20 protein-coding genes and 2 pseudogenes are annotated in these 19772 nt (G+C 58.0%); 12 read left to right on the top strand and 10 right to left on the bottom strand.

The window, feature by feature from the left end:
* The 3 genes from hisG to hisS are packed head-to-tail and all read right to left on the bottom strand — an operon-like array spanning position 1 to position 3247.
* Entirely contained in the window at positions 1 to 693 is a 693-nt protein-coding gene (hisG, locus tag C8N45_RS12760) for an ATP phosphoribosyltransferase (protein ID WP_108386644.1), read from the bottom strand.
* Complete coding sequence (locus C8N45_RS12755) at positions 687 to 1769, bottom strand: ATP phosphoribosyltransferase regulatory subunit (protein WP_108386643.1); 1083 nt, start codon at positions 1767 to 1769, stop codon at positions 687 to 689. Before C8N45_RS12755 ends, hisG begins: the two co-directional genes overlap by 7 nt.
* Complete coding sequence (gene hisS, locus C8N45_RS12750; protein WP_108386767.1) at positions 1769 to 3247, bottom strand: histidine--tRNA ligase; 1479 nt, start codon at positions 3245 to 3247, stop codon at positions 1769 to 1771. The genes C8N45_RS12755 and hisS overlap by 1 nt, the downstream gene beginning before the upstream one ends.
* A 136-nt stretch (positions 3248 to 3383) precedes the next feature.
* Here hisS and C8N45_RS12745 point away from each other — a divergent pair, with 136 nt between their 5' ends.
* The 3 genes from C8N45_RS12745 (at position 3384) to C8N45_RS12735 (ending at position 4468) form a co-directional block, all read left to right on the top strand.
* Positions 3384 to 3587, top strand: coding sequence for a SlyX family protein (locus tag C8N45_RS12745; RefSeq protein ID WP_108386642.1), 204 nt, complete (start codon positions 3384 to 3386; stop codon positions 3585 to 3587).
* A gap of 221 nt (positions 3588 to 3808) precedes the next feature.
* Positions 3809 to 4015: a cold-shock protein gene (locus tag C8N45_RS12740; RefSeq protein ID WP_108386641.1), complete on the top strand. Its 207-nt coding sequence runs from the start codon at positions 3809 to 3811 to the stop codon at positions 4013 to 4015.
* Positions 4016 to 4258: 243 nt separating this feature from the next.
* Positions 4259 to 4468, top strand: coding sequence for a cold-shock protein (locus C8N45_RS12735; protein ID WP_108386640.1), 210 nt, complete (start codon positions 4259 to 4261; stop codon positions 4466 to 4468).
* A 187-nt stretch (positions 4469 to 4655) separates the two neighbouring features.
* On the opposite strand, the gene C8N45_RS12730 is transcribed toward C8N45_RS12735, so the two are convergent.
* A complete protein-coding gene (locus tag C8N45_RS12730) occupies positions 4656 to 5333 on the bottom strand; it encodes an arylesterase (RefSeq protein WP_108386639.1) in 678 nt (225 codons plus the stop codon).
* Between C8N45_RS12730 and C8N45_RS12725 the strand changes: the two genes are divergently transcribed.
* From C8N45_RS12725 to C8N45_RS12715, 3 genes are read left to right on the top strand one after another with little or no spacing between them, the layout of a single operon-like run.
* Positions 5332 to 6024, top strand: coding sequence for an ABC transporter ATP-binding protein (locus tag C8N45_RS12725; RefSeq protein WP_108386638.1), 693 nt, complete (start codon positions 5332 to 5334; stop codon positions 6022 to 6024). The genes C8N45_RS12730 and C8N45_RS12725 overlap by 2 nt on opposite strands.
* Positions 6021 to 8537 carry an ABC transporter permease gene (locus C8N45_RS12720; protein ID WP_108386637.1) on the top strand — a complete coding sequence of 839 codons (2517 nt, stop codon included), beginning with the start codon at positions 6021 to 6023 and terminating at the stop codon, positions 8535 to 8537. The genes C8N45_RS12725 and C8N45_RS12720 overlap by 4 nt, the downstream gene beginning before the upstream one ends.
* Entirely contained in the window at positions 8534 to 9070 is a 537-nt protein-coding gene (locus tag C8N45_RS12715) for a gamma-glutamylcyclotransferase family protein (protein ID WP_108386636.1), read from the top strand. Before C8N45_RS12720 ends, C8N45_RS12715 begins: the two co-directional genes overlap by 4 nt.
* A 28-nt stretch (positions 9071 to 9098) precedes the next feature.
* On the opposite strand, the gene C8N45_RS12710 is transcribed toward C8N45_RS12715, so the two are convergent.
* The 5 genes from C8N45_RS12710 to C8N45_RS12690 all read right to left on the bottom strand — a co-directional run bounded on the left by C8N45_RS12710 (position 9099) and on the right by C8N45_RS12690 (position 14372).
* Positions 9099 to 10490, bottom strand: a complete 1392-nt coding sequence (locus C8N45_RS12710; protein WP_108386635.1) for an MATE family efflux transporter — start codon at positions 10488 to 10490, stop codon at positions 9099 to 9101.
* Positions 10491 to 10799 (bottom strand): hypothetical protein, encoded by a 309-nt coding sequence (locus C8N45_RS12705; protein ID WP_108386634.1) that lies wholly within the window; start codon positions 10797 to 10799, stop codon positions 10491 to 10493.
* Positions 10792 to 12111, bottom strand: a complete 1320-nt coding sequence (gene gltX, locus C8N45_RS12700; protein ID WP_108386633.1) for a glutamate--tRNA ligase — start codon at positions 12109 to 12111, stop codon at positions 10792 to 10794. The genes C8N45_RS12705 and gltX overlap by 8 nt, the downstream gene beginning before the upstream one ends.
* Before the next feature lie 98 nt (positions 12112 to 12209).
* Entirely contained in the window at positions 12210 to 12638 is a 429-nt protein-coding gene (locus C8N45_RS12695; protein ID WP_108386632.1) for a DUF1801 domain-containing protein, read from the bottom strand.
* 72 nt (positions 12639 to 12710) lie between these two features.
* Entirely contained in the window at positions 12711 to 14372 is a 1662-nt protein-coding gene (locus tag C8N45_RS12690; protein WP_108386631.1) for an NAD+ synthase, read from the bottom strand.
* A gap of 155 nt (positions 14373 to 14527) precedes the next feature.
* On the opposite strand from C8N45_RS12690, the gene C8N45_RS12685 reads away from it, so the two are divergent.
* Positions 14528 to 15940 (top strand): MORN repeat-containing protein, encoded by a 1413-nt coding sequence (locus tag C8N45_RS12685; protein WP_108386630.1) that lies wholly within the window; start codon positions 14528 to 14530, stop codon positions 15938 to 15940.
* A 388-nt stretch (positions 15941 to 16328) separates the two neighbouring features.
* Here the strand turns inward: C8N45_RS12685 and ttcA are convergent, their stop codons facing one another.
* Positions 16329 to 17174, bottom strand: coding sequence for a tRNA 2-thiocytidine(32) synthetase TtcA (gene ttcA, locus C8N45_RS12680; protein WP_108386766.1), 846 nt, complete (start codon positions 17172 to 17174; stop codon positions 16329 to 16331).
* Between the two features lie 122 nt (positions 17175 to 17296).
* Between ttcA and C8N45_RS24115 the strand changes: the two are divergent.
* From C8N45_RS24115 to C8N45_RS24105, 5 genes and pseudogenes are all read left to right on the top strand, one after another.
* Positions 17297 to 17878, top strand: a pseudogene (locus C8N45_RS24115) (DUF1353 domain-containing protein).
* A 30-nt stretch (positions 17879 to 17908) separates the two neighbouring features.
* Positions 17909 to 18448, top strand: coding sequence for a DUF3833 family protein (locus tag C8N45_RS12665; protein ID WP_108386627.1), 540 nt, complete (start codon positions 17909 to 17911; stop codon positions 18446 to 18448).
* Positions 18449 to 18939: 491 nt separating this feature from the next.
* On the top strand, positions 18940 to 19302 hold the full coding sequence (locus C8N45_RS12655; protein WP_309498963.1) for a GGDEF domain-containing protein: 363 nt from the start codon (positions 18940 to 18942) through the stop codon (positions 19300 to 19302).
* Positions 19208 to 19459 (top strand): annotated as a pseudogene (locus tag C8N45_RS24110) (EAL domain-containing protein); the annotation flags it as partial. The gene C8N45_RS12655 and the pseudogene C8N45_RS24110, both read left to right, overlap by 95 nt.
* Positions 19460 to 19518: 59 nt before the next feature.
* Entirely contained in the window at positions 19519 to 19752 is a 234-nt protein-coding gene (locus C8N45_RS24105) for an EAL domain-containing protein (RefSeq protein ID WP_108386623.1), read from the top strand.
* The last annotated feature ends 20 nt before the right edge of the window (positions 19753 to 19772 follow it).

Raw genomic sequence — 19772 nt, 5'->3', positions numbered from 1 at the left:
TCAGGAAATACGCAAACGCTCTTGCAGGGTTTTCAGGCTCGACCTTTGGGCATTCGTCCAACCTTCGCGACGTCCTCGGAAAAGTGTCGCCTGACTGGCGTGGATCATTCCGTCAGACAAGATCTTCAAACCGTTTGCCCGCAGGGTTTCTCCGGTTGATGTGATGTCTGCAATCGCCTCTGCCGTCTCGTTCTTGACCGTGCCTTCGGTTGCGCCCTGACTGTCGACCAGCTGATAATCGGCCACCCCGTTTTCGCGCAGGAACTCACGCACAAGCCGGTGATATTTCGTGGCGATCCGCAGCCTGAAGCCGTGGGTCTTGCGAAAGGCCGCCGCCGCCGCATCCAGATCGTCAAGCGTATCCACATCGACCCACGCCTGCGGCACAGCAATAATCAGGTCAGCCCCGCCAAACCCCATAGGGGCCAGTTCTGCCACGCGACTATTCCAATTGGCCAGTTTTTCGCGCACCAAATCTGACCCTGTGACCCCAAGGTGGATGTTGCCAGCGGCCAGTTCGCGGGGGATTTCACCTGCTGACAGCAGCACCAGTTCAACCCCGTCGATTCCGTCCACCGCGCCCGCATATTCGCGCTCGGAGCCGGACTTGCGCAGCGTGATCCCGCGCGCACCGAACCAGTCAAAGGTTTTTTCCATCAAGCGCCCCTTGGAGGGCACGCCAAATTTCAGCATTGCGCCACCTCCAGCACCAGATCAGGGCGAATGACACCGCCAACGGCGGGCACGGCACGGCCTCGCCCTAGCTGCGCCGTAAGCGCGTCGTAGCGGCCACCCGTGGCAATCGGCGGCATGTCGGGCCTGTCCACGGCGGTGAAACCAAAGACAAACCCGTCATAATATTCAAGCGACGTGCGGCCATAGCTGCCCTCGAACGACAGACCGTTCACATCAACACCGCGTGCGGCAAGCGCATCCGTGCGGGCACTCATCCGGTCCACTGCTGCCTGAATGGATGGCATATCGACGGCGATGTCACCCAGTTCAACCAGAACATTCGGCGTTGTCTCATGCAGCCTGAGGATTGCATCAATCAGGCCCAACTCTTCGCCAGAAATATGCGGCGCGGCCGCATCCGCACGCAAAGCGTCAATGCGCGCTTCCACTTCTGCCCGGCTGCGCAGACCGATTTCCGGCCCTGCATCCGCAAACGGGTCGGGATTGCCCAGCAAGGCAACCCGCGTGGCAGGGGGCGGCAGCTTTCCCGCATAGCGGTTCAGCAGGTTGCGAAAACGGCGTGGCCGCCAGATGTGCCGCACCAGCGCACTTTTGCGCGCATCGGTTGTCTGCAAGCCTTCGACAGCGGCCTTCAGCAGGCCGATATCGCCCGTGGCGGCCTGTACTGGAAGGCTGCCCAGCGCGTCCGCGATACTGGCAAACACTTCGGCATCTGCACGGGCCGGGTCGCGACCGTCAAAGACTTCAAAGCCCACCTGCACATATTCGTTTGCGCGGCTCTCGTCGGTTTCCTGCTTGCGGAAAACCTTGCCTGAATAGGTATAGCGCGCGGGGTCCGCCTGACTTTCCATATGCATCTGCACGACAGGCACAGTGAAATCAGGGCGCAGCACCATTTCACCGCGCAACGGGTCAGAGGTCAGATAGGCACGCGCGCGAATGTCTTCGCCATAAAGGTCAAGCAGCGTGTCAGCAGATTGCAGCACATCCGCCTTGACCACCTGCGCGCCCATCGCGGCAAACAGATCACGCAGCCGCCGCGCCTCGGTCCGTGTTTCGGGACTGTTTGGCATTAGCCCTGCCCATTCAGAATTTCGCGCAGCTTGGCGACCATCTGGTCGCGCGGCACTTCATACTGGCTGGGGCGGTCTTTCCATTCCTCAAGCGTCGCGTTCTTGGCGATTTCTGCCCCGAGGATCAGGTCCTTGATCTGCACGACGCCTTTTTCCATCTCGTCACTGCCGACGATGACAGCGGCAGGGGAATTGCGCTTATCGGCATATTTCAACTGGTTGCCAAAGCTCTTGGGATTGCCCAGATAGACCTCGGCCCGAATACCGGCGTTGCGCAGTTCGGCCACCATCGCCTGATAGTCGGCCATCCGGTCACGGTCCATCACGGTGACAACAACGGGGCCGACTTCGGTGCTCTTGATCCGCCCCTTGGCGCGCAAGGCGGCCAGCAAGCGGTCAACGCCTATCGACACACCCGTCGCAGGCACTTGTTGTCCGGTAAAGCGCTTGACCAGATCGTCATAACGGCCGCCACCGGCAACAGAGCCAAAGCGCTGCGGACGGCCCTTTTCATCCTCGATTTCGAAGGTGAGTTCGGCTTCGTATACTGGGCCGGTATAATAGCCAAGGCCGCGCACGACGGAGGGGTCAATTTCGATCCGGTCTGACGTGTATCCTTGGGCATCGAGCAGACCAGCAATCATCTCAAGCTCGGCAACACCATCGGCCCCAATCGTCGAACCGCCAACCAATTCGCGCAAACGTGCGACCGTCGCAACGCCCGTATCGCGCTTGGCATCCATAAAGCCCATCACAACCTCAGCTTGTTCGTCATTCAAGCCAGCCCCTTTGGTAAAGTCGCCGCTGTCATCCTTACGACCATCACCTAGCAAAGCGCGCACGCCGTCCGTGCCAAGTCTGTCCAACTTGTCGATCGCGCGCAGAACGATCCCACGCTCGGCTTCCTTGTCGTCGCCGGACAACCCCGCAACTTCCATTACTCCGTTCAGAACCTTGCGGTTATTCACACGGATCACATAGTCACCACGGGGAATCCCCACAGCCTCAAGCGTATCCGCCAGCATCGCGCAAATCTCGGCGTCTGCGGCGACTGATCCAGACCCAACCGTATCGGCATCACATTGATAAAACTGGCGAAACCGGCCCGGTCCGGGCTTTTCATTGCGCCAGACAGGGCCCATCGCATAGCGGCGATAGGGCGTTGGCAGGTCGTTGCGATACTGCGCATAAACGCGGGCCAAAGGGGCCGTCAGGTCATAGCGCAGCGCCAGCCAGTCCTTGTCTTCTTCCCATGCAAACACGCCTTCGTTGGGGCGGTCCACGTCGGGCAGGAACTTGCCCAGCGCCTCGACCGTTTCGACAGCGGATGTTTCCAGCGCATCAAACCCATAGCGATGATAAACCTCGGCAATCTTGCGCAGCATCGCTGTGCGATCCTCTACCTCGGCACCGAAATAATCGCGAAAGCCCTTGGGCGGCAGCGCCTTGGGGCGGGGTTGTTTCTTTTGCTTGGCCATGAGTTGTCCTGCCGGTTGCATCTTCTGGGGCCGTTTAGCGCGCCTGTGGCACAGGGGCAATGCGTCCGGTCGATCAACGTGGCCTGCACGGACCTCTGCCCTTTTCGAAGCCCCTCAATCCATATAAAGAACCGCCATGGCAAGCATGATTGATCTGGAAGAACAAATCGCCCATCTGACACGCACGGTCGACGAATTGTCGGATATCGTCGCGCGGCAGGAAACCGAACTTGCATTGGTCACCCGCAGGCTGGCCATTCTGATGGAACGCGAAGCATCGCGTGAACTGGACGCAGGGGGTACAGTCCCTCTGTCGGACCAGCGACCCCCGCACTGGTAAGGCGGAACAGCGCAAGGCCGTAAGATGGATTTCAATCCATCCCCTGGCTTGTATACAACGATTTACCTTGCATTCTTAAGCCAGAGGCCCCAAGTGGGAGTTGCAGACGTTATCCAACTCGACCCACTGTTTTCCCTTACGGCTACAGTCTCTCGATTTTGATCTGACTACGCCAGGCTGCCGCATTCACGCGGGTAGCATCTAAAACAAAGGAAAACACGATGGCTAATGGCACCGTGAAATGGTTCAACGCAACTAAAGGCTTCGGCTTCATCGCCCCTGAAGGCGGCAGCAAGGACGTATTCGTTCATATCTCAGCTGTTGAGCGTTCCGGCCTGACAGGTCTGGCCGATGATCAAAAGGTCACTTTTGACGTCGAAGCTGGCCGTGATGGTCGCGAATCAGCAGTGAATATCGCACTCGCCTAAGGGCAATTCTTAATCGAAGCGGTGCGCATTTTTATGCACACCGCGTTCAAGCGGCGCTTTGGCGCCGTTTTTTATCACAATTCTGCAATTTTCTTGATTTTGTTGCCATTCTTGGCATGCTGACGACGCGACGTTAATCTATCGACCACTGTTTACCTTTTCAGGCCCAGTCAATCGATCCAAGTTTGACGAGCCACCCCGCTGCACTCCCGCGAGCGGACACTAAAAAAGGAAGACAAGGACATGGCTTCAGGCACTGTCAAATGGTTCAACACCACAAAAGGCTACGGCTTTATCGCACCTGATGGCGGATCAAAGGACGTTTTCGTTCATATTTCTGCCGTTGAGCGGTCAGGCATGACGGGTCTCAAGGACGATCAGAAAGTCAATTTCGATATTGAAGCAGGACGCGACGGTCGCGAAAGCGCGATCAACCTGACTTTGGCCGACTGAAGGTTTCGCAAAGCCCGGTATTCTGGATTTGCACAAACCGCGATCAGCGCCGCAATAGGCGGCCCTGTTTTCATGGTTGATACGGAGTTTTGCGAAAAGGGCGCCTGCCAAGGCGCCCTTTTGCGTTTCAATTCAATTTCAAGCCAGCTGTTATTTGGCGTTCCAGCGCACGCCAGACGATTTTGCGTCAGCCCCTGATCAGGGAAAGAACCGCTGGCCCGAGATCCTGCACGATTTGTGCAACGCCAGCCTTGTTCGGGTGAATCCCATCCGCTTGCATGTATGCCGAAATCCCGTCCAGCGATCCGGCCGCAGCACGCAGCCCGTCAAAGAAACCCGGGTAGAGCGGCACATCATATTCCGCGGCTAGTTCTTCGTACATCGCTTCGAAAGCGACCTGATAATCCGGCCCATAGTTTGACCCGGCGTTCACGCCGACCAGCAGCATGTCGACCCCGGCTGCTTGGCCCTTGGCCAGGATCCCGTCCAGATTGGCCCTGCTCACCGCCGGGTCAATTCCGCGCAAATAGTCGTTGCCGCCAAGCGTCACGATCATCGCATCAACGTCCGGCGTGAGCGTCCAGTCAACCCGCGACAAACCGCCCGCTGTCGTATCACCAGAGACGCCTGCATTGATGATGCGCACCTGCGCGCCCTGTGCGTCCAGCCACTCTTGAAGCTGGGGTACCAGCCCTTCGCCCTGTGGCAGACCATACCCTGCCGTCAGACTGTCACCCAGTGCTGCAATCGTGAGGGAATCCGCCTGTGCCGCACCAGTTGTTAGCAAAACCGCCGTTGTCAGGTTGCGCAGGGCGCGAATTGCCCCATATCCAGTTGAACCGACCCCGAAAAAGGCACGCTTCATGACCGACCCCGTTTTGACAATCACTGATGCCAGCCTGTCGCTTGATGGCAATGCGGGCCGTGTCGACATCCTGCATGACATCTCGCTGACCGTTGCGGCGGGGGAAACATTGGGCCTCATCGGGCCAAGTGGGTCGGGCAAGTCGTCGCTCCTTATGCTGATGGGCGGGCTGGAACAGGCATCGTCGGGCAGTATTCTGGCCTTGGACCAGGAACTGACCGCAATGAACGAGGACCAGCTGGCCCGCTTTCGCAGGGACAATATGGGGGTGGTGTTCCAATCTTTCCACCTTATCCCGACAATGACTGCGTTGGAAAATGTCGCAACCCCGCTGGAACTGGCCGGCGCAAAGGACGCATTTGACCGGGCAGAGGCGGAATTACGTGCTGTCGGCCTTGGCGACCGCATTGACCATTATCCCAGCCAGATGTCCGGTGGCGAACAACAGCGGGTCGCCCTTGCGCGCGCATCGGCACCGCGCCCGCGTTTGCTGTTGGCGGATGAACCGACGGGGAATCTGGATGAAACCAACGGCAAGGCCATCATGGATTTGCTGTTCGATTTGCGCGGCAGGCACGGTGCCACATTGGTCATGGTGACACACTCGGCGGAACTCGCCGCGCGTTGCGACCGGATTGTGCGCCTGCGTGACGGGCATGTCGACACCGGCATGGCGCAGGCTGCAGAATGAGTTTGCGCATCGCATCACGGTTCGCCCTACGCGAATTGCGCGGCGGTTTGCGCGGTTTTCGCGTTTTTCTGGCTTGTCTTGCCCTTGGTGTCGCCGCGATTGCCGCTGTCGGCACCGTACGCGCAGGAATCGAGGCTGGGTTGAAACGTGATGGTGCTGCCCTTCTGGGTGGCGACGCAGAGGTGGAATTCACCTACCGTTTTGCCCGCGACGCCGAATTGGCGTGGATCGAAGGCATTTCGGACGAATATTCTGAAACGGTCGATTTTCGGTCCATGGCCGTCGTTGAGCGAAACGGCGAGGCCGAGCGCGGCTTGACCCAGATCAGGGCGGTGGATGATGCGTACCCGCTGATTGGCGCCGTGCAGCTTTCCCCCGATATGTCGATGGCAGATGCATTGGCCGACAAGGGCGCCGTGATGGAAAGGGTGCTGGTCGACCGGCTGGGCCTGACCCCCGGCGACAGTTTCAGGCTTGGCACGCAGGATTTTACCCTGCGCGCAGTGCTTGACCGCTATCCCGACAATTCGGCCGGTGGTTTCGGCCTCGGGCCACGGACAATTGTGCTGACGGATGATCTGGCGAATTCCGGACTGATCAGTGAGGGCACGCTTTTCTCGACCGAATACAGGCTTGACCTGCCGCCCGGCGCTGATCTGCAGGCGCTTGAAGCCAGCGCAGAGGCGCAATTTCGGGACACTGGGATGCGCTGGCGCGATAGCCGTCGCGGGGCCGGTGGTGCCGCGCGATTCGTGGAACGTATCGGTGCGTTTCTGATTCTGGTTGGCCTGTCCGGGTTGGCTGTCGGCGGGGTGGGGGTGTCTGCCGCTGTGCGGTCATATCTGGCAGGCAAGACCGGCGTGATTGCGACATTGAAAACGCTTGGCGCAACCCGCCAGACGATCTTTTTGACCTACTTCTTGCAGGTCGGTGTGCTGACCCTTGTGGGGATCATGATCGGTTTGGTCGTTGGGGCCGGACTGCCAGTGCTTTTCGCTCCGGTGATCGAGGCGCAATTGCCCATCCCGGCGGCCTTTGCCATCTACCCCATGCCGCTGGTCGAGGCCGCGATTTACGGGCTGCTGGCGGCGCTTGTATTTACGCTCTGGCCTTTGGCCAAGACCGAGGAGATTCGCGCAGCCACGCTGTTTCGCGACGCGTTCGCCGGGTCCAGCAGCCTGCCTGCCCCCAAGTACCTCGTGGCGATTGCGGTGCTCATTGCGGCGCTCATCGGTGCGGCGATTTGGTTTTCCGGCACGGTTTTCCTGACATTGTGGACGGCGGGCGGGATTGCGGGATCACTTGCAATTCTCGTGGTCGCTGCAGTCATTATCCGCTGGATCGCACGGCGATTTCGCAAACCTGCGCGTGGTCGTCCTGCGCTCCGGCTGGCGCTAGGGTCGATTGGTGCGCGCGGCGGCGAAGCGACATCCGTGGTCCTGTCGCTGGGTCTCGGGCTGACTGTGCTGGCTGCGGTTGGACAGATTGACGGAAACCTGCGCAGCTCTTTTGCCGATGACTTGCCAGAGGTCGCACCAAGTTATTTCTTTGTTGATATCCAGCCAGACCAAATCGACGGTTTCATGGATCGGCTGAACGGCGATGAGGCCGTCAGCCGGGTCGATACCGCCCCGATGCTGCGCGGCATCATCACCCAGATCAACGGCCAATCCGCAACCGAGGTGGCGGGCGGCCATTGGGTTATTCGCGGCGACAGGGGCATCACCTATGCCGATGCGATGCCGAAGGGGACAGAGGTCACACGCGGGGCATGGTGGCCAGAAGGCTACACCGGCCCACCCCAAATCAGCTTTGCCGAGGAAGAGGCGCGAGAGATCGGTCTGGAATTGGGCGACACGCTCACGATCAATGTGTTGGGGCGCGACATCACGGGTAAAGTCACCAGCTTTCGCAACGTCAGCTGGGAAGACGCAGGCATTGGTTTTGTTCTGGCAATGAACGAAGCGGCCCTTGCAGGCGCGCCGCATAGCTGGATTTCAACTGTCTACGCAGAAGAACAAGCCGAGGCGCAGATTCTGCGTGACCTGGCCACCTCCTATCCCAACATCACGGCCATTCGGATCAGGGATGCAATTGATCAGGTGATCGAACTTGTGGGCGGTATTTCTGCTGCGACCCGGTATGGCGCGCTGATCACTCTGGTCACGGGTTTCCTTGTCCTTATCGGGGCCGCAGCAGCAGGCGAGCGGGCGCGCACTTTTGAATCGGCTGTGCTGAAAACGCTGGGGGCATCACGCGGGCGGATCATGACCAGTTTTGCGTTACGTGCCGGGCTATTGGGGCTGGCTGCGGGCGTCGTGGCGCTGGGCGCGGGCATTCTGGGTGGGTGGGCTGTGTCGACCTTTATCATGGAAAGCGACTACAGTGTCATCTGGTCCAATGCCTTGCTGATTATCTTTGGCGGGGTTATGGCATCACTGCTGGCAGGGCTTGCCTTTGCATGGCGGCCATTGGCGGCAAAACCGGCACAAGTACTCAGGGCACGCGAATGAACGATCCTGCATTTTTCGGCTATGGCAGTCTGGTCAATCTGGCCACCCATAATTACGCGGCATCGCGCCCTGTTCGCTTGGGCGGATGGCATCGGATCTGGCGTACATCCACACACTATGACGCGGCCTTTCTGTCAGTCGAGCGGTCCGAGGACTACGCGATTGACGGTATTCTGGCCCATGTACCGGGTGCCGACTGGGCGGCCCTTGATGAAAGGGAGGCGGCCTATGACCGCCACGACATTACCGGCACGCTTGATCATGCTGGACCGGTCGCAATTTATCAGGTCAGCCCGAAAAATCTGGCTGAAGAAGGGCAGAAAAAGCCGATCCTGCGAAGCTACCTGGACGTTGTTGCACAAGGTTTCCTGCAACAGTTCGGGGAACAGGGTGTAGAGGACTTCTTTTCCACCACGACAGGCTGGGAAACCGGGGTTGTGGATGATCGGGACGCGCCCCGCTATCCAAGGCATCAAAGCCTGACGGCTGTGGAAACGGCTTTGGTTGATCATCACCTCAAGCGGCTTGGATGAAAGCTGACGGGGGTGTTTCTGCTAACGCCTAGTGGCGGCGGTTAAAGAGACTGAACAGGCGTGCCTGCCGCGCGAACGGTTCGACAGTATCGCGTGGACCTTGTTCGGCCAGAACGCGGCGGGCCAATACCAGCGCGAGAACAGCAAAGACGGCACCTCCGACATATTGCCCAATCAACACGCCCGGTGCCCCGTACCACGCCGCGCCAACCATGACGAAGGGGATCGTTCCCAATGTGTGCCGGCCCCAATTCAGGATTGTTGAATAGAGGGGACGGCCAAGGTTGTTGAACGCGGCATTGGCAACGAACAAAACCCCATTGAAGAAGAACATCAATGACAATGGACCCGCGAACAAGAACACCAGCGACAGCGCGATGCCATCCAGTTCGAACACCGACGCCAGCAGCGGTCGGGCAAGAAAGAACAATGTTGACGCGATGATCACGACCAAAGCGGTAAAGATGATCCCGTCGCGAAATGCACGGCTGACCCGGTCTGTCAGGCCCGCGCCGGCGTTCTGGCCAATGACCGGGCCGATCGCACCTGACAGCGCAAAGATAATGCCAAAGCCAACGGGTGTAATGCGCGCGATGATCGCCATGCCTGCGACGGCCTCTTCCCCGTATTCGGCCATTGCCCGTGTGACATAGGCCTGCCCGATTGGGGTTGCCAATTGGGTCAGGATCGCTGGAAGGGCGATGGCAAGGATCGGTCGCAGATCAAGATGCAGACTGCCAATGCTTGGCTTGTCCAGGCCGCCGTGGTTGCGGACCAGTGGCAACAGCGCCACGCCGGCGATGGTCAGCCGCGCGGCAACGCTTGCCAAAGCGGCTCCGGTCAGTTCCAAGTCAAGCCCGAAGATCAGGATCGGATCAAGCACGGCATTGACGGTGCCGCCCCAGATTGTTGCCATCATGGCCCTGCGGGCATCGCCATGTGCCCGCAAGATGGCACCGCCGATCATGCCGATCATCAGAAATGGCAGCGAGGGCACGATAATCTGCAAGTAATGGACCGCGAGACCGCGCGTTTCGCCTGTCGCCCCTAAAAGACTGACAAGGAAATCCAGATTGTACCAGACGACAGCCGCAAAGACGGCACCAAATACCACGCCGTAAACCAAAGAGTTGGTCGCGCGACGGCGGGCTTCATCGGTGTCATTTGCGCCCAATGCGCGGGCCACGAGCGCGCCTGCGGCAATCGCCATGCCGATGCCGAAAGATGTGGTGAAGAACAGAACCGCGCCTGCGTACCCCACGGCGGCGGCCAATTCGGCCTTGCCCAGCATGGAGATGAAAATCATGTCCACCAGATCCACAAAGAAAATCGCCATCAAACCGACCGATGAGGTCACGGACATCACCGTGATATGGCGAAACAGGTTTCCTTGGGTAAAGACGGCTTTCTGTTCAACCATTCAGCTCTGCTCAATCCTGATCCCGAAGGGGATCGATTTACTTTTGCGCATGTCCTGAAAGCTTTGCGGTATGATATAAATCACGAGCTGCTCCCGCTCTTTCACCTGATCAAGGTCAAAAGGTTCAGATCGCTGTCCGCCCAAACGCATCCAAAGTCGAGACGCATTTGAGGGCAGGCAGGTTGCATGTTCCTCGCCGGCCTTGATTTTCAGGACAGGCGTGCCGTCAACATCGATAATCAGCTTGCGAAAGATCGCAAAAAAGCCGCGCTCGCGGCGAATGGTTATTTGTTTGCCAGACTCAGACACGCGGCTTTGTTTGCAGCAGCGGCATCACGTCTGCCATTTCCGGGCCACGTTCCAACCCGGTGACAGCCTTGCGCAGCGGCATGAACAGGGCTTTGCCCTTGCGCCCGGTTTCTTCTTTTACCAGTTGCGTCCAGTGCGCCCATGTGTCCGGGTTGTAGGGCGGATTATCAAGCAGGAACAACGCTTTGGCAATAAAGTCCTTGTCTTCCTCAGCGACCAGAGGCGTTGCACCGTCGCGGAAGAGAGCCCACCAGCCTGCAACATCGTCAAGTGTCCCGATATTGTCGCGCACGACTTCCCAGAAGGGTTCATGCAAAGCATCCGGCACCCCAGCCGACGTTAAAACGTCGGCCACGTCCTGGTGGCTGAGCGTCCCCAGGTATCGGGCGGTGAGGGGTTTGAGGTCTTCGGCGTCAAACTTTGTTGGTGCCGACCCGAACTTTGATATGTCGAAGTTATCGACAACGTCCCGGATGTCTGTCCGTAGTTCTACCGGGTCTGACGACCCTAATCTGGCCATCAACGACAGGATCGCCTGTGGTGCGATTCCGCTTTTGCGCAGATCCCGCAGCGCCAATGTCCCCAGCCGTTTTGACAGCGCCTCGCCCTGCGGGCCGGTGAGCAACGAATGGTGTGCGAAGCGGGGCACAGTGCCGCCCAGTGCCATGATCATCTGGATTTGCGTGGCCGTGTTTGTGACATGGTCGGACCCGCGCACAACATCGGTGATACCCATTTCGGTGTCATCCACCACAGACGCCAGTGTATACAAGATTTGCCCATCGTTCTTGAACAGGACCGGGTCGCTGACCGAGGCCGCATCAATGGAGATGTCGCCGATGATCCCGTCTGTCCATTCGATCCGTTCCTGATCAAGCTTGAATCGCCAATGCGATCCGCGTTCTGCGCGCAGTTTGTCTTTTTCCTCGTCCGACAGCGACAGCGCCGCCCGGTCATAGACCGGCGGTTTGCCCATGTTGAGCTGCTTTTTGCGCTTCAGGTCCAGTTCAACGGGGGTTTCGAAACACTCATATAGTCGCCCCATGTCGATTAGCCGCTGTTTGGCGGCCTGATAACGGTCGAAACGTTTTGACTGATGTTCGACCCGGTCCCAATCCATACCCAGCCAGGTCAGATCATCCTTGATCCCCTGAATATATTCGTCTTTCGACCGTTCCTGATCGGTGTCGTCGATCCGCAGGATAAAGGTGCCCCCATTCTGGCGGGCGATGGCATAGTTGAACAAGGCCGCACGCAGGTTGCCGATATGCAACCAGCCTGTCGGGGAAGGGGCGAATCTGGTGGTCGTCATGGCGTGTCTCCTGATTAGGGGTGCTTTGTCACGACTGCATGCGATTGTCCATCTTTGGTGGCTGGACTCACCAAGGTCAGTGCCCATTCATCCTGAACTCATGTCGGTTCCACGAGCCAGCGCTTGCCAAGGTCCGCCAATCCGGCTGCCACCAACTCTTCGAGCACGGCCATCTCCACATCAGCGAGCTTGTTGATGTAGAGGCAGGATTTGCCCAGCTTGTGCTTGCCCAGACGCTTCAGGATGTGACTGAAATCCTGATAGCCGGGCATGATATAGATAACCTGATGCGCCTTTCTGGGGCTGAACCCCGTGGCCTGACAGGTGCCTGAGTAGCCCGAACCGTAGGTGTAGGCATAGCGGCCGTATCCCACGATTGTGGGGCCAAACATCCTGGGTTCAAACCCGGACACGCGCCGGAACATGGCGTCCAGCGCCAAGGCATCTGCCCGTCGCACAGGGTGTGCGACCGCTTGCAGGAAGCCAGCAACCGATGCGTCATTGAAATGGGTCTTATTCTCAGCCATTGCCGCGCCCCGCTTTGCACTATTCAAGGCAAAAGGAACGCTAGCATGAAATCACGCTATTTGCGATCTGCCTTAGCTGCTGTCGCGCCAACGGTTTACGATCGGATATCTACGGTCCAGCCAGAAAGCGCGGTTGGACAAGCGCGGGCCGGGGGCGGATTGAAAGCGCTTGTATTCGCTGATGTAGATCAGATGTTCGATTTTTTTTACCACTTCCCGGTCATAACCGGCGGCGACGCATTCCGCGACGGATGCTTCATCATCGACCAGCATCTTAAGAATGCCGTCAAGGATGTCATAGGGCGGCAGGCTGTCCTCGTCTTTCTGGTCGGGCCGCAATTCCGCTGACGGGGGCTTGTTGATGATCGCTACAGGGATCACTTCTCCCGCGGGTCCTTTCATCCAGTCGCGATGATTTTCGTTTCGCCAGCGACATGATGCGAAAACCCGCGTCTTATACATGTCTTTAATGGGGTTATATCCGCCCGCCATATCACCATAGATTGTGGCATAGCCGACCGCGACCTCTGACTTGTTGCCTGTGGTCAGCAACATTTCTCCGAACTTGTTGGATTGTGCCATCAGCAACAACCCCCTGATCCGGGACTGGATGTTCTCTTCGGTCAGGTCGGCGGGCATGTCGCCAAAGAGCGGGGCGAGCGCCTCTGTTACGGCGGCGCGGGGGCCAGCAATGCTGACCGTATCATACTTGACGCCAAGCGCCTTGGCCGCTGCGGCAGCATCGTCCAGCGACCCTTGGCTGGTGTATTCCGAAGGCAGCATGACGCAGCGCACATTTTCGGGCCCAAGCGCATCTGTCGCGATGGCGGCCACAATGGCGCTATCTATGCCGCCGGAAAGCCCCAGCAGGACCTTTGTGAACCCTGTCTTGCGCATGTAGTCGCGCAAGGTCTCGACCATGACATGGTAGTCTTGCTCAAGATTGTCAGGAAGTGTGGCTTTTTCACCCGCGTCCGCTTCCCAACCCTGATCGGTCAGTGTGAAATCAACATGGGCGATTGTGCTGCGAAAGACAGGTAATTGCATGGCCAATCTGCCGCCACGGTTCAACACAAATGAACCGCCGTCAAACATTTGGTCATCCTGACCGCCCACCATATTCAGATAGACAAGGGGCCTGTCATTCTCGACCACACGGGCGACCATGTTGTTCATCCGGATCGCGAACTTGTCCCGGAAATATGGCGACCCGTTGGGGACAACAAGGATCTCCGCGCCGCTTTCGACCATCGTTTCGCAAACGTCGGGATACCATGCGTCTTCGCAAATCGGGCTGCCGATGCGGGGGCCGTCCTCGATGGTATAGGGCCCTGCAATGGCATCGCTTTTGAATAGACGGACTTCATCGAAAACATTGAAATTCGGCAAGAAGTGCTTGCGCATAATGGCGCTGATCTTGCCGCCCTGCAGAATGAAATAGCAGTTATAGAGCCGGTCCTCTTCTTGCATAGGGCCGCCGATCGCCAAGGCGGGACCGTCCGCACAATCCAGCGCAAGGCTGCGAATACGCACCATCGATTCTGCGACGAATGCCGGACGTGCCACCAAATCCTGCGTCTGATAGCCGGTCACGAACATCTCGGGCAGGGCGACCATATCGGCCCCTGCGGCCTTGGCCTGCTCCCATGCGTCGCGCGCCTGTGCTGTATTTCCTGCCAAATCACCGACAGTCGGGTTCAGTTGCGCAAGCGTTAACCGGAATTTTTTTGTCATAGTTTTGTCCCAATAGGCTGCAATGCATGTATCAGAATGTCACCCGGTGAAAAGCCGGAAGGTCAGAGTTGCGCAGCTCAACACAGGTTAGGCGTTGTCAGACTGTTAGCGCTCAACTAGGATTTTGCGGGCAGGGAGCGGATCGGAGAATATTGATGCATAGGGTTGGATTATCAAAGGCACTCGTCGTCGGGTTGCTGACATCCGGGTTGGCAGTGGGCGCGCACGCACAAGAAGTCCAAACAAAGCAGTATGACGATGGCGGCGTCTACGAGGGCACCTTTGTCGATGGTAAGCAGGACGGCACCGGCACTTACCGCCTGCCCAACGGTTTCGAATACACCGGCGAATGGGTCGCAGGCGAAATCAGGGGCCAAGGTACGGCGCGATTCCCCAACGGGTCGGTTTACGAGGGCAAATTTGCCGCAGGCAAGCCCGAGGGGCAGGGCCGAATCACCTTCACCGATGGCAGCGTCTATGAAGGCGACTGGGTCGATGGTAACATGACCGGTGATGGAAAAATGACCTATGCCAATGGTGTTATCTACGAGGGCGAGTTCCGGAACGCCATGCACAATGGCGTTGGCACCATGACCAGCCCCGATGGCTATATCTACGAAGGCAACTGGATCAACGGCATCAAGGAAGGCGAAGGCACCGTCACTTATGCGGACGGCTCTGTCTACCAAGGTACGCTTGTCGCCGGTGAACGTGACGGCATCGGCACGATGACCATGGCCGACGGCGTCGTTTACAGCGGCCAGTGGGTTGATGGAAAAATCCAGGGCGCAGGGACGCTGACCCACGCAAACGGTGATATCTACGAAGGCACGCTGGTTGACAGCCGCCGCGAAGGCGAAGGCAAAGTCACCTATGTCAACGGCGACACCTACGAAGGCTCTTTCGTCAACGACAGGCGTAATGGCACTGGCACATTCAGGGGCAGCGATGGATATGTTTACGTCGGTCAATGGGTCGACGGCCAGATCGAAGGCGAGGGCGAAGTCACCTATCCTGACGGGTCCGTCTACGTGGGCACCTTTGCGAACGATGTGGCGGATGGCAGCGGCAAGATCACCTATCCTGACGGCTCCGTCTACGAAGGATCGTGGAAAGACGGCGTGATCAACGGTGAAGGTGTCGCCACCTACGTCAATGGCCTGGTCTACGAGGGCGCGTTCCTTGACGGAAAAACACACGGGCAAGGCAAGATGACCTATGCCAACGGGTACGTCTACGAAGGCGAATGGGCCGAAGGGCAGCGTAACGGGACAGGCACCGCTACTTATGCCGACGGCACGGTCTATGTTGGCGAATTCCGCAACGGACAACGCGACGGTCAGGGCGAAATCACCATGCTTGACGGTTTCACATATACGGGCGAATGGGCCGACGGTGAAATCAACGGCAAAGGTGTGGCCACCTATTCCAACGGTGACGTCTACGAAGGTACATTCGTGCGCAGCCGCCGCGAAGGCGAGGGCACAATGACATTCGCCAACGGTCAGGAAAGCACCGGCATCTGGTCCGACGGTGCGCTGGTGTCAGAGACGAACGGCGATAATTAATCGACCTTTGCTTTGTCGGTTATCAAGAAGTCTGCAACAAAAGGTTGCGGCCTTCTTGAATTAAGCGGTGTGAACCCCGCACAAATAGTCTTGCAGGTCTGTATTGATGCAGATTTTCTGATGCGGGTCAGGAAGCGGGATTTCAGGGTGTCGTGCGTATGGCCTGCGAAGGGCAGTGGGACGGGCTCATTATCACCTCTGTCATGAACCTGATGATTGACGATTGATAGGTACCGATCATCAAACGGATTCGACAGATAGCAAAACGAGTTGTCTTATGGCTAAAGCACAACATCCGGCAAACGTGCCGTTGCCGCTCCAGCGGCTTCGTCCCTGGGCCGTTCAAACCGCAAGCCGGCATGACATTTAACAAAGCCTTTGTCGGCCTTTATCTATCTAGCTGCGTGTCGTCAGACCTGGCCAACCCGGCAAAATCAAACAGCTTGGGGTCAAGCAGGTGCGACGGGCGCGCATTCATCAAGGCGCGGAACATGACCTGACGGCGCCCCGGCGAATTTGCTTCCCACCCGTCAAGAATCTGTTTGACCTGCTGGCGCTGCAGCCCGTCTTGCGAACCACACAGGTCGCAGGGAATAATCGGGTAATTCATTGCCGTTGCGAACTTTTCACAGTCTGCCTCGGCCACATGTGCCAATGGCCGGTAGACGAACAGATCGCCTTCTTCATTGACCAGTTTGGGCGGCATTGTTGCCAACCGGCCGCCGTGAAACAGGTTCATCATGAAGGTTTCCAGAATGTCATCGCGGTGATGCCCCAGCACAACGGCGCTACAGCCCTCTTCGCGTGCGATCCGGTACAGGTTGCCGCGCCGCAACCGTGAACACAGCGCGCAATAGGTGCGTCCCTGCGGTACCTTGTCCATCACAATCGAATAGGTGTCCTGATATTCAATCCTGTGCGGCACGCCCATCTTTTCCAGAAACGCAGGCAAGACGGTGGCCGGAAAACCCGGCTGCCCCTGATCAAGGTTGCAGGCCAGAATATCGACAGGCAGGATGCCGCGCCATTTCAGCTCATACAGCACGGCCAGCAGGGTATAGCTGTCCTTGCCGCCAGAGAGGCAGACAAGCCAGCGCGCGTCGCGCTCGATCATTCCGTATTGTTCAACTGCTTCACGCACGTATTTGACGATACGTTTGCGTAGCTTCTTGAACTCGGTGGTCTTGGGCGCGCCGTGGAACAGCGGGTGGATATCATCAGCATCGTCTAGCATAGCACCGGCGTAATCCCGTGGCGCGGTGCGGGCAAGGGGCAATCTGCGCGCGGTCCGTTTACCCGGCGAACCGAACTCACCCGATAGACTGGCCCGCATTCCCAAAATGCGAAAGACCTGCCATGAAATGCTTTGATTGCGCCTATGACCCGCAGAACCCATACCCCGTCACAGACACCCCGGTCACGGATGCATGTCTGACCAAAAGTCTTGTCCTGTTTCGCCCCAGCGAAGGGATCATTGCCCGCGACGGCAGCGCCTCGCGTGCGGGCGAGGACCTTTATCTGACTGGCGCGCCCCTTGGTCTGCGCTGGCTTTGCGCGGATGGGCAGGCCCATGAAATCACGGTGCCGCCGGGATTTGTCACCGACCTGACCAGCGTCCCCGCGCTGTTTCGAAGCTTGGTCAGCCGTGCTGGCCTGTGACTGGAGGCCGCGATTGTCCATGATTTCCTCTATGTTGCGTGGCAGGGGATACCGGGCGGGACGGCAAACGGATGCGATAGGAGGTTTGCCGACAGGGTGATGCTGGCCACGATGAAATCATCTGGTGTTGGCTTGTTACGCAGATGGTGCATCTTTGCGGCCGTTCGCTTTGGCGGTGGCCGGACTTTTCGCAAGCCAGACCATCTCCGCTTTGGCGATGCGACCGACCCCCGCCTGATCTATCTTGCCGCTGTTTCTGATCTGATGGCACCGACCTGACGTAGAAAGGGCAACTTTGAAGGAAATGCCATGCGCTGTTTAATCGTTCTCGCCCTTGTTGTTTTGACGGCCTGCACGGGCAAACCGTCATTCGACGACCCCAGTCTCAGTGACCGAAAGCTGAACCTTGAGGAATTCTTTGATGGCGAGCTTGTGGCCTATGGGCAATTTCAGGACATCTTTGGCACAGTGCGCCGCAGCTTTGTGGTGACAATCACGGGCGATTGGGACGGGTCCCGCCTCCGGCTGGTCGAGGATTTCGACTACGAGGATGGCGCCACGGAACAACGCATATGGACACTGACAAAAACCGGCCCGGACAGTTGGCAAGGCACAGCACCCGGTGTCATTGGAGCCGCCACAGGTACGGAACAGGACAATCGGTTCAACTGGAAATACGAGATCGACCTGCCCATTCCATCCGCAGATGGCACAGTGGAGACGATGCGTGTGACCTTTGACGACTGGATGTGGCTGCTGTCCGAGGACCGGCTATTCAATCGCGCCTACGTTAAGCGGTACGGCATCGACATTGGTGATGTCGCCATTTCCTTTGAAAAAGTCCGGTAGGTAGAAGCGACTCGCGCCCTTCATGATGCTGCGTTTACCTTTTGGTGATAATAATTAAATACGCGTTGCGACCTCCGAACTGATGATGACTGCAAATATTCTGAACGCCACGGCGTTGGTCAGCCTTGAGCTCCATGTCGGGACACTGACAAATCTGACTCTTGTTTGGGCCGGTATCGTCATTTGTTTTGCAGTTTTTGGATGGCGCATTGCACGTCGCTTTCGTCGCGGTCCCAGGCGCGAGGCAGCGAGTCCGCGCGCGCCCGACAGAACACCGACAAATTTGCGCGGTATTCTTGAGCTTTCAGGTGCGGCAACGCTGAATGCAAACTTTGAAAAGATGATGAGTGCGCTGCAACCTTCGACGGGCAAGATTTCCAGAACATCTGAAATCATTTGAAAACAAAGGGCGCACGGGTGATCCGGCTGGCCGGCAAGCCTGACGCGGGTAGGTCAAGGATGTCACCGCAGAGGCAACGGCCGACGCCAAGATTCTGCATCTGGCAACCCATGACACCATGAGGGGACTGTTAAACACTAACGAGTTGAACAAGCGCGCGCTGGCCCGTTTGGCCGAAACGGACTTTGTCGTAAACCGTGCGGTTATGATCTTTGCGGACGCCGACAACCTGAAGACAATCAATGATCATCTCGGTCATGCCGCCGGTGATGCATTGATCCGGGAACTTGCCCGGAAAATCGCGGAAAACCTTGGCAAAGACGCGTTGGTGGCCCGCGAACTGCTTCCTGACCGTCAACATGAGCTCTGCGGATTTACAGGTGGATTCGTTGGAAAAGCGCGTTGCCGATACCTTGCGCCGGACGGGTTTTGCCCCGAACCGGCTGTATCTTGAGGTCACGGAAACCAAATTGCTGTTGGACAGTCCAACAGTCCATTGGAACCTGTCTGCGTTGCGAAAACAGGGGATCAGAATAGCGACCGATGATTTCGCCAGCGGATATTCACCACTGGCCTACATCACCCGCTACCCGAGCGAGATGATCAAGATCGATAAGTCACTGGTGGAAAACATCGAAACCGCGCCCAGTAACAGGATCATCATTGACCGCTGCAAAAACTGGCCCGAACGAATGGCTTTCTGCTGCTCGCCGAAGGGGTTGAAACCGAATCCAATGTCGCATGCTTGCAAAAGGCGGGTGTCGACCTCGTGCAGGGCTATGCACTGCATCGTCCCATGTCTCCGGTTGATCTGATGCAATTGCCGGTGGGTCAGGCGCGTAGCGCGCCAGAACGAGCCAGCGCAACGCCCTCATTCGCAAACAGGGCAACCGGCTCATCCTGAAACAAAAAAAGCCTCGATCG

It is taken from the genome of Yoonia sediminilitoris (assembly GCF_003058085.1).
Lineage (GTDB): Bacteria > Pseudomonadota > Alphaproteobacteria > Rhodobacterales > Rhodobacteraceae > Yoonia > Yoonia sediminilitoris.
This window is presented reverse-complemented; position numbering and strand designations above follow the sequence as displayed.

Bases quoted from the DNA above. Each gene is read 5' to 3' on its own strand.
- hisG (WP_108386644.1), bottom strand. From the start codon at position 693: ATGCTGAAATTTGGCGTGCCCTCCAAGGGGCGCTTGATGGAAAAAACC.
- C8N45_RS12755 (WP_108386643.1), bottom strand. From the start codon at position 1,769: ATGCCAAACAGTCCCGAAACACGGACCGAGGCGCGGCGGCTGCGTGAT.
- hisS (WP_108386767.1), bottom strand. From the start codon at position 3,247: ATGGCCAAGCAAAAGAAACAACCCCGCCCCAAGGCGCTGCCGCCCAAG.
- C8N45_RS12745 (WP_108386642.1), top strand. From the start codon at position 3,384: ATGGCAAGCATGATTGATCTGGAAGAACAAATCGCCCATCTGACACGC.
- C8N45_RS12740 (WP_108386641.1), top strand. From the start codon at position 3,809: ATGGCTAATGGCACCGTGAAATGGTTCAACGCAACTAAAGGCTTCGGC.
- C8N45_RS12735 (WP_108386640.1), top strand. From the start codon at position 4,259: ATGGCTTCAGGCACTGTCAAATGGTTCAACACCACAAAAGGCTACGGC.
- C8N45_RS12725 (WP_108386638.1), top strand. From the start codon at position 5,332: ATGACCGACCCCGTTTTGACAATCACTGATGCCAGCCTGTCGCTTGAT.
- C8N45_RS12730 (WP_108386639.1), bottom strand. From the start codon at position 5,333: ATGAAGCGTGCCTTTTTCGGGGTCGGTTCAACTGGATATGGGGCAATT.
- C8N45_RS12720 (WP_108386637.1), top strand. From the start codon at position 6,021: ATGAGTTTGCGCATCGCATCACGGTTCGCCCTACGCGAATTGCGCGGC.
- C8N45_RS12715 (WP_108386636.1), top strand. From the start codon at position 8,534: ATGAACGATCCTGCATTTTTCGGCTATGGCAGTCTGGTCAATCTGGCC.
- C8N45_RS12710 (WP_108386635.1), bottom strand. From the start codon at position 10,490: ATGGTTGAACAGAAAGCCGTCTTTACCCAAGGAAACCTGTTTCGCCAT.
- gltX (WP_108386633.1), bottom strand. From the start codon at position 12,111: ATGACGACCACCAGATTCGCCCCTTCCCCGACAGGCTGGTTGCATATC.
- C8N45_RS12695 (WP_108386632.1), bottom strand. From the start codon at position 12,638: ATGGCTGAGAATAAGACCCATTTCAATGACGCATCGGTTGCTGGCTTC.
- C8N45_RS12690 (WP_108386631.1), bottom strand. From the start codon at position 14,372: ATGACAAAAAAATTCCGGTTAACGCTTGCGCAACTGAACCCGACTGTC.
- C8N45_RS12685 (WP_108386630.1), top strand. From the start codon at position 14,528: ATGCATAGGGTTGGATTATCAAAGGCACTCGTCGTCGGGTTGCTGACA.
- ttcA (WP_108386766.1), bottom strand. From the start codon at position 17,174: ATGCTAGACGATGCTGATGATATCCACCCGCTGTTCCACGGCGCGCCC.
- C8N45_RS12665 (WP_108386627.1), top strand. From the start codon at position 17,909: ATGCGCTGTTTAATCGTTCTCGCCCTTGTTGTTTTGACGGCCTGCACG.